This is a genomic window from Pseudoalteromonas sp. SG43-3 (assembly GCF_014164385.1).
In the GTDB taxonomy this organism is placed as follows: Bacteria; Pseudomonadota; Gammaproteobacteria; order Enterobacterales; family Alteromonadaceae; genus Pseudoalteromonas; species Pseudoalteromonas distincta.
In genome coordinates, this window is record NZ_JACJFC010000019.1 from 50,358 (window position 1) to 64,149 (window position 13,792).

Below are 13,792 nucleotides of genomic sequence, written 5' to 3' on the forward strand. Positions count from 1 at the left end.
TTTGTGGTTATGTTTTGCTAAATTATTAACTTAACGCTGAAAAACTACTTTGGCTCGCTGGCGATGTAGCCATTTGATAAAAGTTAGCAATACGCCCCGCCCGTGCTTCAACATCGGCATCACGTGTTTGCTCGTCACTTTTAGCTGTTTTTGTATCGCTGCTTTCATCGCTAGAGAATGACGCTTCAAGTTTACTTTTTGCGTCTTCGTCGTCTTCTTTTTCAGGTTGTGCAAGCTCAGCTTGAGCCGCTGCTAGCTTTTGCGTAGCATCTGCAGCAATAGAGCGATCAGCTCCTGAAGGCTCTGCAGGCGCTAATGCGGCAGCGCGTACCGTTTGCATTTTGTCTATAGTCGCTTGCGGGTCACCCGGAATTTCTGATACATCTATTTGTACTTCTCCGCCAACTGCGTAGTTAGTACCATCTGGGCCACGTTGGTATTCATAGCTTGGCGAGCCAGCATATTGCCCGCCTACAGAAGCGTGTGCTTGTTCGTGTATTCGTACTTCAGTATCCCGTGCTTTTAGCTCTGTAATTTGTTGTTGTTCTTGTTCTAATTGCAGCTCTTCTTGCTCAGATTCTTTTTTCTCGATTGCTTCACTTTCTTGCTCAGTGCCCTCAGGATTTTCTGAGTTTCCATCGCGCTGCTGAACTGACTTTTCGTCTGCTATTTTTCCCGTTGCGTTATACGTCGCACCATCGCTACTGCCTGGCAATTTTGCTTTTTCAGCATCACTTTGCGCTTTGGTTTCTGTATTACTTGCGCTACTAGATGCGGGAGCCGGAATAACTTCGCGTAGTTGGTTGTCACGCCGTGCGGTTTCCGTATAAACATTTGCGGTGTTTATATTGATAGACGGAAATGGCGTGACAATATTCATGATACTAAACTTTAATATCGATTAACGTGCCAAGTACATCATCGGCCGTTTGAATTGATTGCGTGTTTGCCTTGGCATTAAATTCTTCAACTTTTAAGTTAACAAGCGCTTCATCAACACGAGCTGGTTGTGCTACTGGTGCAGTAATCGCCTCTTCAGGGCGTGCTGCCGTAAGCTGACGTTGCTGCGCTAATTGCGCGTCATCTTGTTGTTCTATACTGGCACGGTTAATCTCAGCACTGGCTTTTTCAATACCTTGGCTAGCTCGGTTAAACCCTTCTATACCACTATTAAATACTGATCCGATTGGCATATTAAAACCTCCACCAAATAAACATTGTTTAATTATCGCTCAGGTTCTGCTCAAAATAAAGCTTTAAACAGCGCTATTCTTAGCTCTATTTTAAAGCATTGATTTAACGACAGATAAAAACTCACTTTTATGAGAAATAAATGGTGCATGGGATGCTTTATCTAGTACTTCATATTCAAACTCAGTATTTAGTGCTGACATTTTGCTAATAGCTTTATAAGGTACTAAAGCATCAAGCCGGCCAAATACTCCTCTAATAGGGACTGGGCAATGAGTAAATAAGTCACGTAAATCGTCGTTTTGTAAAATATCTAAACCAGCACTCAGGGCATCGCTTTGGGGTGTGCTGTACTGATTTAGCAATTGTTTAAGCTGCTTTATATCATCACGCGCCGACTCGCTACCCATTGCTTGAATAGCTAAAAAGCGCTCTATTGTTTTTTCTCGATGATTAACTAACTGCTCTTTAAACTGCGCCAATACATTCGCTTTTATTCCAGGCCAATTATCTGCCTCTGCAAAAAAAGGAGTCGATGCTATTAAAATAACTTTAGATACCTTTTCAGGCCAATGCTTCGCAATATAAAGTGCAAATAATCCACCTAACGACCATCCCATTAAAATGCTCTTCGGCTTTAATTGCTTACTCAAAATTTCTGCTGCATCATGCAAAGTATAAGGGCTTGGGCACACATCGCTATTACCAAACCCAGGTAGGTCATGGCTACGTACATTTCCTGAATATAAAAACTCAAGTTCTGGCTGTACTAACTGCCATACGCCCTGATTCATTCCCCAACCATGTAATAACACTAACTCATTTTGCATATTTGCCTAACCTTTACCAAACTTAGGCTCATCATAACGTTTAAAAAGGCGATTGCAATGCAAGGAGCGAGTCTGTGAAACAAGCCGTTTTAAATTGGTTATTTCCCTCTTATTGCGTGCAGTGTCAAAACTCGATTGCGACCTCTTTAGGGCTATGTGATTATTGCCTTGAAGATTTACCATTGTTTGATTTTAGTAAGCATACGAGTTTATTGCATCGACCTGATATTATTGAGATGTTTCCTAATTGCGAGTTTGATAAATTATTTGCATGCGCTTTTTATCAGCCTCCCTTTGAGCATTGGCTTAAAAGGCTAAAATTTAATAATCAAATTCATTATAAAAAGGCATTGCAGCAAATTATACAAAAACAGTTAACGCAGTTTTTTGAGCAAAGCCCTAACTTGCCAGATACCTTTATTATTTTACCTCTTCATAAAAGCCGCTTTATTACTCGTGGATTTAATCAGGTAAGCCAAGTTTGGCAACCCTGTTTAGCTAATTACGCCCCACTAAGTAATGTTCTTATTCGCGATAAAAAAACACAAGCTCAGTCGGAGCTATCCAAAGCAAAGCGTATAAGAAACTTAAAAAATGCCTTTATTTGTACACAGGATATGGCCGGTAAAACAGTCGCTATTGTTGATGATGTGATGACGACAGGGGCAACATTAAACGCAGCTACTAGTGCACTAAAACAAGCAGGCGCTAAACAAGTGTGGGCTTTTACAACTTGCTTAACGCCTATTTAATTATTAAAAAGTATTAAACCAATCCGCAATAATACTTAATCATTTTGCGGGGCTAAACGTGTCGCTACCTGTGTTAAAAAATTCTCATTTACGACTGCATGGATGCAGAAGGTAGAGCAATGCAGAAGAAATTGCCGAGAACAACTAAATAGCGAATTTTTTGCCTAGCTATCAACGCGTTTTTCCATCCTCAAAATAGATTACTTAATTAAGCGAATTGGTATTATTCGCCATTTGCACGAAACGTATGACCAAAAAATAACGCATTGCTTAGTAGTCGACTAGTCCCATACCAGTAACCCCTAAATACAGGGTCGTCGGTCATGCCTATTACTGTACCTCGTCCATATGAGTGCGCAATTAAGCCAGCACCACCAACAACTTGATCAACATTAACGGCATCAGTAAAACCTGCCAATAATGGGTTTTTAGTGTAGGTAAGTACATTTACAAACGGTGCATCGGAAGCTTCTAGCAACCAAGTACTGTTTTTGAATACGGGCAATGTATTGCGCTTAAGTGAAAATGTAAGCGGATGAGTTAAATCTACATTAGTATTAAAAATAGCTCCTGCAATGCGTTGACGTCCTGCTAAATGGTCCTTATCGCCATAACTTAAACCTGTCGTTTTAAATGCACTCGCTACATCTTGTCTTGATAGATAGCTTGCTTTGAGTAATTGCTGATCAGCTAAAAATTTAGCGCCGCCTTTGTGACCCCAAATAACGCCGCCTTTTCTTATCCAGCTTTTTATAGCCACTTTGTCGGTATCAGATAAGCTGTTGTAGTTACCATGAGCAAGTACTATATGGCTGTAATTACTGAGTTCAATAGAGTTTAAACGCTCCATTTCAACAATTGTTGGCGCAACACCTACAAAGCGATCGAGGTAATACCATACTTCCCCAGCTTCGTACTGGCTTACGCCTTTACCACCTACCAATAATACTTTTGGCTCGCTAACAACCGCCATTGTACGAGACCCTAAATCGGCTCCTTTGCTTGTAAGCCCTGAGTTAATAGGCTTGATTGCAATTCCAAACTCGCTTTGTGCTTTATTTAATATTCCAACCCAATCATTATTCGTTTGTAAGCCTGCTGGCACAATAATACTACCAGCATCAAAGCTTACTTCACTTGAGTTTGATTTGGCTGTTAATGGGCTTAGCGCTACACGCGCTTTAATACCTTGCTTTAACAGGCTGTTTAGCATTTTAGGTGCTAGGTAATCATCCCACGAAAAGCCAAACGCATAGCCTTGCTCAAGTGAAGCAAAAGAAGGTTTTACCGCTTTTTGCCACGGTGTACTTGCAACCTCTAAACCCCAACTGCTTTTTACTTTTGCAAAAGGTAAGTTAAACGCATGCGCTAAAGTCCAGCCAGATACGTCATAAAAGGTGTTATCAGCAAAGTTTTTTTGCTCGCTAAAAATAGCTTTTATTAGGCGGTACTGTGGCTGGGCTAAGGGCACAAAGTAGCTATTGGTTGTATAGTTGTTGCCATTTGCCTTGAGTGATTTAGTAAGCGAAAAAGCATCTATTTGATGCTGTTTCAACAACCCTAAAAAATCTTTAATACGAGTGTTGTCATCCGCGCCCTCAATAACATAACCTTCAAAGCTTTCATCACTGGCTAAATCAGTAGCTTGATTATAAAACTTAGCTTGGTAATCAAGTAATGCTTGGCGGTTATCAACAGCGGCTTTAAAGGTAGATAAACTCGTTAATAGTTGATTTTTAATAGTAAAGGGAAAGCTCAAAGGTCCATTTATAGTGTCTTGGATATGCCCGCGAGAACTTGCTTGCTCAAATAAAATGCCTATGCCACCATTTACATCGGGATAGGTTGAACCTTTACCGTAATAGAAGTCGTCAAAGCTTTCTTCAGTAAAGTACAGTGCGTTGTTTTCATCTAACGTTTTTGCGTGATAGTTAGCAATCGCTTTAGTTAACGTCACATTTTCATCCGGTGTTATAGGATGCTTACGACTAGGAATACCTGGCTGAAAAAAGTAACTGCTGTTTGGTCCCATTTCATGAAAATCGGTTAAGACATTTGGTTTCCACTGATGAAATTTAGCAATACGCGCGCGCGATTCAGGGTGTTGTAGTAATAACCAGTCACGATTTAAATCAAACCAGTAATGATTGGTACGACTGCTTGGCCAGTTTTCAACATGTTCACGAGTTTTAGGGTCGCTTGATAAATTCATACCTCGGTTACTGTTGGCCCAATTAGCAAAACGAGCAAGTCCGTCAGGATTAAGCGAAGGGTCGAGTAAAATAACCGTGTTATTTAATAACTCATCTATTTCAGCGCCTTGTGCAGCAGCTAAGTAATACGCCACCAGCAAAGATGAGTTACTACCTGATGACTCATTACCATGCACACTATACCCCATCCATACAACGGCAGGCTGTTTTGTAGAATTAGCATCTGATCCATCGTTACTTAAGCGTGCTAAGTGAGCTTGGCGTGTCTGCTCTATGCTTGATAACTTATCAGCTGCTGTAATTGTTAGCATGACAAGGGGGCGTTGTTCATGTGTGCGGCCAATCACTTCAAAATTTATACGGTCGCTTTTATCAGCAAGTATTTCCATATAACGTACGAGCTGATCATGTCTCACGTGCCACTCTCCTACTTCGTAACCGAGTACTTGCTCAGGAGTAGGAATTGAAGGGTCAAATTTTACATCTTGTTCAAAATAATACGAAAGTGGCTTAGCTACACTTGAAAAGCTAAGCAACACCACCATTAATGTTAATACCAAACGCATATAAATCACTCAAAAAATGTTCGTTGTTTGCACGCTACCATTGCTTAAAATAGATGCCAACTTTTTACGCTCAACACTAGCCGCAACACGATGAGCGGAGTATGATACGCAGTATCCGAGTAATTTAGTCAAGTATAGATGGTTTTATGATTTCTATTTCCGAAACAGCGCAAGCGCATTTTGCTAAACTATTAGCAGATCAATCACAACAAACCAATATTCGTGTGTTTGTTGTAAACCCTGGTTCATCACAAGCGGAATGTGGTGTGTCTTATTGTCCAGAAGACGCTGTAGAAGCGAGCGATATTCGCCTAAACTTTAACGGTTTTGATGCCGTTGTAGATGCAGAAAGTGCTCCATTTTTAGAAGAAGCTGAAATCGATTTTGTTACCGACAAAATGGGTACTCAGTTAACGCTAAAAGCACCAAATGCAAAGGCGCGTAAAATAGGTGACGATGCATCGTTAAACGAACGTGTACAGCACATGCTAGAAACCGAAGTAAATCCACAACTTGCTAACCACGGTGGTCAAGTAAGCCTTGTTGAGATTACAGCTGCAGGTATAGCTATACTTCAGTTTGGTGGTGGTTGTAACGGTTGTTCTATGATCGATGTAACACTAAAAGAAGGCATTGAAAAAGAAATGATAGCTAAGTTTGAAGAAATCACCGGTGTTGCTGATATAACAGAGCACGAAGCGGGCGATCACTCTTACTATTAGGCCTTGTAAATGCTAAAGCAGCTTATCTATCGCTTAGGGAGCAATCCTAAGCTGAGCTTAAAGCGCTTTTTTCGCGGCTTAGCACTGTTTGTGCTAGCCGTGATATTCATATCTATTGGGTATTACACCCACTACAGCTTACAAATAATTGGCGTTATAATTTTACTCCCCGCATTATTTTTTGCCGGTTGGGGCTACTGCGGTATTTTTGCTAATCGTTTTTCACAAGTTTTAAAAGATATGGGCCCTAAACACCATGACCCCGATCTCTGGAAATAAACCATTTATTTAATCTAATAGCTGATTATTTATTTTTAAGTGGTGATATTTAATTATTAATGTAACCCCGCGCATTAACATAAAACAGCTCATAGCCAGCCATAACCCGTTATTTTGCAAGTCTATAAACACCCAAAACACACCAAAAAAGCCAACTCCAGCTGAAAGTATCATACTGTTACGCATGTTCTTTGCTCGCGTAAGCCCTACAAAAACACCATCAAACAAAAAGCAACTCATGGCCAAAATTGGTAATACTATTATCCATGGTAAATAATACGTTGCCTCTTGAATAACCTCTGGCACATTGGTTAAAAGCTTGATTATGGTGTTGCCAAATAATGCAAAAAATAGGCTATATAACACACCAAAAAGCATACCCCAAAATACGCTTATTTTAACCCACAGCTCTATGTTTTTAACACTTCCTTGGCCTTTCGCTTGCCCTACTTTTGCCTCAGAGGCGTAAGCAACGCCATCAAGAGCAAAGCTCACCAACATTAAAAAGTTAAGTAAAACAGCATTAGCAGCTAATGTGGTTTCGCCTATACGCGCCGCGTAAAATGTCATAAAACTAAAGCATAATTGCAGTATTAAAGAGCGAATAAATATATCTCTATTCAAACTCAATAATTCAGCCATTTTGCTAATACTCAACCAATTCGGTACATTTAGATCAATGTCTTGTTTTTTAGCTAGTTTAGCCACTAAAAACAGTGCAAATACTAGTGCTGTATAGTCAGCAATAAGTGACGCCCATGCAGCGCCTGCAACTGCCCAATCTAAATAAACAACAAAATAAATATCGAGCACTATATTAACGATATTAGTGACGAGTAATAAATAAAATGGACCTCGACCATAATGCACACCGAGCATCCAACCCAGTAACACTAAATTACATAATGCTGCTGGAGCACTAAAAATACGAATGCTAAAATACTGATAAGCTTGGTTAAGTACGTCGCTATTAGCTGCGGAGAGGTAAGCTATAGCGTGCTTTATTAATGGGGATAACACAATTAATAGCACGGCCACTGCGCTTGCAAGCAATAGGCTTCGTTTAAGTAAAGCGGCAAGTTGGGTTAAATCGTTTTTTCCGTATGCTTGTGCCACGAGTCCCGTGGTGCTCATTCTTAAAAAACCAGCAAGCCAAAATAAAATAGATATAACTGCAGAGCCAAGGGCAATTCCAGCTAAGTAATGAGCGCTTCCTAAGTGCCCAATTACAGCAGTATCAACAATTCCTAACAACGGCACTGTGATATTTGATAGTATCATCGGACCCGCTAACAACAGCAAGCTTTTATGGTGTGCCTTATTATGTATAAGAAATTGTTTCATTTAGTGTTATTTATCCTCATTAGTATATCTGTGCGGGCTCAAGCAGCCATTATTTTACAGTATCATCATGTTAGTGAAACCCTACCCGCTGTCACGAGCGTTAGCGCAAATACATTTACGGAGCATTTAAGCTATTTAAAAGAGCACAACTTTAACGTTATTCCTCTTAATGAGTTAGTTAGCGCGCTTCAACAAGGTGAAACTTTACCTGATAAAACACTCGCCATCACCTTTGATGATGGTTATAACAATAACTATGAACAAGCCGCACCTATTTTAGAAAAGTTTGGCTACCCGTACACTATCTTTGTAAATCCTAAATTAATAGACGAAGGTATGAGTTACGTAATGGGGTGGGATAAGCTCAAAGAATTATCTAAAAAAGGGGCATTAATAGCCAATCATAGCGGACAGCATGATTACTTACACCTTAAGCTTGAAAACGAAACCGATGCACAATGGCAATCACGTATTAAGCAAGATATTCTTAACTCTCAAAAGCGCATAAAAGAAGAAATAGGCCACAACTATAAATACTTAGCATACCCGTATGGTGAGTTTAATAACGAGCTGCAAGCACTCGTGACAGAGCTTGGCTTTGTAGGTATTGGCCAGCACTCAGGCGCTGTAAATAAAGATTCTAATTTTAGCCGCTTGCCGCGTTTTCCTGCATCAGGCTTTTACAGCAAGCTAGAAACCCTTATTACTAAGCTTAACTCACGCGCGTTTAATATCACCAATTTAACTTATCAAGATAGCGTTACACAGCAAAATCCACCCACGCTCACAATGGAATTTAAGATGGGTGATTTTCATAAGAGCCAATTTGCCTGTTATGTATCAAGCGTAGGCCAAGCAGATTTAAAATGGATAACTAAAAATACTGTCGAAATCACCTCACCAAAGGTGCTTAATAAAGGGCGTTCTCGTTTTAATTGCACGGCCCCTTCTATTTCAAGCCCTGGCGATTACTTTTGGTTTTCGCAGCCTTGGGTAATTGAAGCATCTAAACCTTAACGGCCTGATGTAAAAGCCGCTGGGTTATTTTATCCAGCGCAACTATCTCGTCAGCTGCATTTAGCTCAGCAGCTGCTTTAGGCATACCCCATACCACAGACGAATACTCATCTTGAGCCAAGGTATGTGCTCCGTTTTGTTTTAGTGCAAGTAAACCTTTTGCGCCATCACTCCCCATTCCTGTTAGTATGGCTGCAACTACGTTTTTAGCCCCAGTTTCAACTAATGAGTTAAACAACACATCTACCGCAGGTTTATGTCTGTTCACCGGCTCGCCATCATCAAGCTGGCAATACAAGCTAACACCTCGTTTTTTAATACTTAAATGAAACCCACCCGGTGCTATATAAGCCCAGCCTGCGCTAAGCTTATCGCCATGTTCAGCTTCTTTCACATTTATCGTGCATGTACGATTCATTCGCTCAGCAAATGAAGCGCTAAACACAGGAGGAATATGCTGAGTAATTACAATTGGCGGGCAATTTTGTGGCATTTTAATAAGCACTTCTTTTATAGCCTCAGTCCCCCCCGTTGAAGCACCTATCGCTATTACTTTATTAAGTAAAAACTGAGAATGAGTATTAATAGGCTCATTTGTGACGACCGTTTTTTTATAGCTTCTTACTCTTGCTCCAGCAGCTATTCGCACCTTTTGTTGGACAAGTGATGCATATTGGCTCAATTGCTCTCTTACGTTATTAGTGGGCTTAGCTATAAAATCAACAGCTCCTAATTCGAGTGCTTCTAGTGTAATAGGAGAGCCTTTTTGTGTCAGTGTTGAAATCATCACTACTGGCATTGGTCTTAATCGCATTAGGTTTTTTAAAAAACTAATACCATCCATTTTTGGCATTTCTACGTCGAGCGTTAATACATCAGGACTGAGTTTTTTTATCATTTCGCGAGCTTCGTAGGGGTCCTCTGCGCTCCCCACTACTGTAATGTCTTTAGCTTGTTGTAATATTTCAGTGAGTAAACGCCTAATTAAAGGGGAGTCGTCAATTATTAATACTTTAATCATGCATACTCCTAAAACAGCTCTATATCGGTTACTACTTCTTGCTTTTTAAGGTTTTGTAAGTAACGGACTTCGCGTTTTTCAATCGTATTATTATGTAGGTTTTTAAGTTTTTTCATATGAACTTTACCAGTGTTCGGGTGAAAAAATATTTTTCGCGGCCACGGCCCCCCCATATCATGGGCAACTAGATTTAATGCCTCTTCTTTAATATACGCTGCTGCAAAACTAATATTACCCAGCCCTATATCAGTCATCGCACTAATAATTTTCCCCCCGCCAAAAAGTTTTACTTTTAGGTTACACCGAGACGCGCCATTTTTTAAAACTTCGTTTATAAGATACTCCATAGCCCAATTACCGTACCGACAACTTAAACTATGCGCATTTTTAAGTTCTACTCCCTTTTGAATTGGTAACATAAAGTGATTCATCCCGCCAATACCAAGTACTTCATCGTATACACAAGCCGCAATACACGAACCCAGAACTGTAGAGATCAGTTCATTATTTTTAGAAACATAAAACTCACCCGGAAGTACTTTAGCAACAACGCTACCTCGGCCCGAATCCCAATATCGTTTAATATGTTCAAAGTTAGGTAATACCGGCCTGAACTCAGCGTGCATTTTGTCCCTTTTGGTACATAGTTTTCCCTAAGTTTTTGAATTGCGAATGCTCTTTACCCATACTTTCTGAGTGACCTAAAAACAAATAACCTTGTTCATTTAATATATTGGCGTAACGCTTAAAAAGCTGATCTTTTGTTTCTTTATCAAAGTAAATAACAACATTACGACATAAAATAAGATCAAATGATCCTTTCATTGGCCAGTCTTGTAATAAGTTTAAACGCTTGAAAGAAATAGACTCTTTTAGTTTATCTCTAACTTTATAATTTTCACCGTCTTTGCTTTTTAAAAACCAACGCTTAAGTTGCACGTCATCTAAGCCATTAACATTCGCTGCGGTGTAAATACCTTTTTGTGCTTTTGCCAATACATTAGAGTCTAAATCGGTTGCTAGTATTTTTACATCCCAATTGCTCGGAAATGCGTTATTTAAAGTCATCGCCAAACTGTAAGGCTCTTCCCCTGTGGAGCAACCTGCAGACCAGATTCTTACTCGCTTACTGTTTTTATTTGCCTTTAAAAGAGCAGGTACAAGCTCAGATTTTATAAATTCAAAGTGATGTATTTCACGAAAAAAAGACGTTAAGTTCGTTGTTATTGCATTAATAAAGGCATCAAATTCCTGATCTTTATGGCTATTTAAATACTCTAAGTAAGCTTTAAAATCAGTTAATTTACGCTCCCTAATACGTCTTGCTAAGCGTGAATAAACCATCTCTCGCTTATGATCCCCTAATACAATTCCACATGCGCTGTAAACTAAACTGGCAATTTCCTTAAAGTCGCGGTCGGTACACAAAAACTCTTTCATTGTCCGCTCCCAATTAAACCTAACGCTAACAAGTAGTGCCTCGCTGTAACTATTTATTAGACGAGGCATAAAAAGGCTAAATATTAAAACTCTTCCCACTCATCAGCTGAGTCTACAAAGTTATCGCCCCTTGGCTTATTACTCACAAAACGACTTTGCGGCTTATGAGATAGTTCAGGGGTTCGCATAGTTGATGACATCATTGTCATCTCTTGCTGATCTACTGAGAAAAAGTTAAGTAATCGGCGCATCTCATTAGCTTGCTCAGCCATAGACTCACCAGCAGCAGAGGCTTGCTCTACTAGAGCGGCATTTTGTTGCGTCATTTCGTCCATTTGAGAAATAGCTTTGTTAACTTGCTCAATACCCGCACTTTGTTCTTCAGATGCCTCCGTAATATCAGAAATCATTTGCGTCACTCTTTGCACCGACACAACAATCTCTTTAAGTGTAGCGCCCGACTCATTAACTAATTGAGAGCCATCAGCTACTTTGCCTACACTATCTCGTATTAACTCTTTAATTTCTTTCGCTGCGCCCGCAGAGCGCTGCGCTAAATTACGAACCTCACCTGCAACAACCGCAAAGCCTCGACCTTGCTCACCCGCTCTTGCTGCCTCTACAGCGGCATTAAGCGCTAATAAATTCGTTTGAAACGCGATTTCGTCTATTACACCGATAATATCTGCAATTTTTTTGCTCGACTCATTAATTGCCGACATGCTCGTAACTGCTCTATTAACAACTTCACCACCTTGAATCGCTTTTTCACAGGTTTCTTCTGCCAAGTCGTTTGCTACTTTTGCGTTATCAGCATTTTGACGAACGGTACTGGTCATTTCCTCCATACTTGAAGCTGTTTCTTCAAGTGACGAGGCTTGCTCTTCTGTACGTTGGCTTAAATCTGCATTACCTTGAGAGATTTCTTCTGCACCACTGGCTACTAACGTTGCCGATGAATTTATGCGATTAATCACTTCTGTTAATTTATCTGCCGTAGCATTTGCGTCGCGTTTAAGTTTATCAAATGAACCTTTGTATTCTTTTTCAATACGTTTTGATAAATCACCACTTGCCATCGCATCGAGCATATTGCCAGTGTCGGCAACGGCATCATCAACTATTTTAACTAAGCTATTTAATCCTTGAGCCAAACGTAAAAAGAACCCTTCCTTCCCGTCTTCTGCAACTCTTGTATCTAATTCGCCATTACCTGCAGCACCAATAAGCTCAGCGATTTCTTTTTCAAGCGCAACTTCATTGGTTCTATCTTCCCACTCAACAATGGTGCCTAAATGCTTTCCGTCTTGACTGATCCAAGGTGAAGCAATCAAGGTAAAAGTGACACCTGCTAACAGTAGATCGGCTTTATAGGGCTTATCTAGGTTTTTTAATAAATCACGTTGATGATTAGGGTGCTTATGAAAATCATCAACACAGGTGCCAATTAAATTATCAACAGAAAAGCTTGGCAATACGGTTTGTAATTCTTTTTCGCGGACTTTTAGCATTTGCTGAACACGGTCGTTCACAAATACTATTTTAAGGTTTTCATCAGCAATCATTACGTTTGCTTGGCAAACTTTAAGCGCATTTGCTAAATCGGCTGCTTTGCGAGATGCCTTTTCAAGCTCTTTTTGTTCAGTTATATCAGATGCATATTTAATCACTTTAAACGGCTTGCCGTTCATATCATAAATTGGATTATAAGATGCTTGGATCCAAACCTCCTGACCCTGCTTTCCTATTCTTAAATATTCCCCTGAATCAAATTCACCGCGACCTAGTTTGGCCCAAAATTCTTTATATTCGATACTATTTGCATGTTCGGGATCAATAAAAAGCCTATGGTGCTGGCCTTTAATCTCGCTAAGTTGATAGCCAAGCGCATTTAAAAAGTTAGCATTGGCATCAATAATAGTGCCATCTAAATTAAATTCGATAACCGCTTGAGATTTACTTATAGCACTAATTTGCCCTGAGGCTTCTGCTGTTATTAACTTTTGCTCAGTCACGTCGGTGGCAAACTTAACTACTTTTAATACTTGCCCTTGCTCATCAACAATTGGGTTATAAGTTGCTTGGATCCATACCTCAGTTCCACCTTTAGCATTACGCTTAAACTCATCTGAGATAAACTCGCCATTACGCAGGCGTTGCCAAAAGTTTTTATAATCGTTGCCCTGAGCTTCATCTGGGTCAACAAACATCGAGTGATGCTGACCTTGAACCTCCTCAAGACGATAGCCCATCGCGTTTAGAAAATTCATATTTGCAGTAATTATTTTTCCGTTAGGTTCAAATTCAATCACCGCTAATGATTTATTCAATGCGTCTACAATTAAATCATTACTTGATTTTGACTGCTTTGGATTACTAAACCATCCCATGCTCATCACCACCTTTAAGTTTATTAT

General features: G+C 39.9%; 13 protein-coding genes. 4 read left to right on the forward strand and 9 right to left on the reverse strand.

From position 1 onward, the window contains the following. Positions 1-25: 25 nt before the first annotated feature. From H5157_RS16255 to bioH, 3 genes are all read right to left on the reverse strand, one after another. Positions 26-880, reverse strand: a complete 855-nt coding sequence (locus H5157_RS16255; RefSeq protein ID WP_138489779.1) for a putative metalloprotease CJM1_0395 family protein — start codon at positions 878-880, stop codon at positions 26-28. A gap of 4 nt (positions 881-884) precedes the next feature. Beyond that, positions 885-1,193 carry a hypothetical protein gene (locus H5157_RS16260; protein WP_002959563.1) on the reverse strand — a complete coding sequence of 103 codons (309 nt, stop codon included), beginning with the start codon at positions 1,191-1,193 and terminating at the stop codon, positions 885-887. Positions 1,194-1,283: 90 nt separating this feature from the next. Next, the gene (bioH, locus tag H5157_RS16265) at positions 1,284-2,021 is read right to left on the reverse strand and encodes a pimeloyl-ACP methyl ester esterase BioH (protein ID WP_182725075.1); all 738 of its coding nucleotides are present in this window, start codon (positions 2,019-2,021) and stop codon (positions 1,284-1,286) included. A gap of 74 nt (positions 2,022-2,095) precedes the next feature. Between bioH and H5157_RS16270 the strand changes: the two genes are divergently transcribed. After that, positions 2,096-2,773 (forward strand): ComF family protein, encoded by a 678-nt coding sequence (locus tag H5157_RS16270; protein ID WP_182694083.1) that lies wholly within the window; start codon positions 2,096-2,098, stop codon positions 2,771-2,773. Between the two features lie 223 nt (positions 2,774-2,996). Here H5157_RS16270 and H5157_RS16275 read toward each other — a convergent pair whose 3' ends face one another. After that, positions 2,997-5,552: a M14 family zinc carboxypeptidase gene (locus H5157_RS16275; protein ID WP_182725076.1), complete on the reverse strand. Its 2,556-nt coding sequence runs from the start codon at positions 5,550-5,552 to the stop codon at positions 2,997-2,999. Positions 5,553-5,698: 146 nt separating this feature from the next. Between H5157_RS16275 and nfuA the strand changes: the two genes are divergently transcribed. Beyond that, complete coding sequence (nfuA, locus tag H5157_RS16280; RefSeq protein WP_002959571.1) at positions 5,699-6,274, forward strand: Fe-S biogenesis protein NfuA; 576 nt, start codon at positions 5,699-5,701, stop codon at positions 6,272-6,274. 9 nt (positions 6,275-6,283) lie between these two features. Next, the gene (locus H5157_RS16285; RefSeq protein WP_002959572.1) at positions 6,284-6,553 is read left to right on the forward strand and encodes a hypothetical protein; all 270 of its coding nucleotides are present in this window, start codon (positions 6,284-6,286) and stop codon (positions 6,551-6,553) included. 9 nt (positions 6,554-6,562) lie between these two features. Here the strand turns inward: H5157_RS16285 and H5157_RS16290 are convergent, their stop codons facing one another. Then, positions 6,563-7,834, reverse strand: coding sequence for an MATE family efflux transporter (locus tag H5157_RS16290; protein ID WP_182725077.1), 1,272 nt, complete (start codon positions 7,832-7,834; stop codon positions 6,563-6,565). Positions 7,835-7,876: 42 nt separating this feature from the next. On the opposite strand from H5157_RS16290, the gene H5157_RS16295 reads away from it, so the two are divergent. Beyond that, positions 7,877-8,914, forward strand: coding sequence for a polysaccharide deacetylase family protein (locus H5157_RS16295; protein ID WP_182725078.1), 1,038 nt, complete (start codon positions 7,877-7,879; stop codon positions 8,912-8,914). Here the strand turns inward: H5157_RS16295 and H5157_RS16300 are convergent. The 4 genes from H5157_RS16300 to H5157_RS16315 form a co-directional block, all read right to left on the reverse strand. Continuing rightward, positions 8,904-9,935 carry a chemotaxis response regulator protein-glutamate methylesterase gene (locus H5157_RS16300; protein ID WP_024596107.1) on the reverse strand — a complete coding sequence of 344 codons (1,032 nt, stop codon included), beginning with the start codon at positions 9,933-9,935 and terminating at the stop codon, positions 8,904-8,906. The two genes, H5157_RS16295 and H5157_RS16300, sit on opposite strands and share 11 nt — an antisense overlap. An 8-nt stretch (positions 9,936-9,943) precedes the next feature. Continuing rightward, complete coding sequence (cheD, locus tag H5157_RS16305; RefSeq protein ID WP_039489124.1) at positions 9,944-10,561, reverse strand: chemoreceptor glutamine deamidase CheD; 618 nt, start codon at positions 10,559-10,561, stop codon at positions 9,944-9,946. Beyond that, positions 10,551-11,375, reverse strand: coding sequence for a protein-glutamate O-methyltransferase CheR (locus tag H5157_RS16310; RefSeq protein WP_033020851.1), 825 nt, complete (start codon positions 11,373-11,375; stop codon positions 10,551-10,553). The genes cheD and H5157_RS16310 overlap by 11 nt, the downstream gene beginning before the upstream one ends. A gap of 83 nt (positions 11,376-11,458) precedes the next feature. Beyond that, positions 11,459-13,765: a methyl-accepting chemotaxis protein gene (locus H5157_RS16315; RefSeq protein WP_182725079.1), complete on the reverse strand. Its 2,307-nt coding sequence runs from the start codon at positions 13,763-13,765 to the stop codon at positions 11,459-11,461. Between the last annotated feature and the right edge of the window lie 27 nt (positions 13,766-13,792).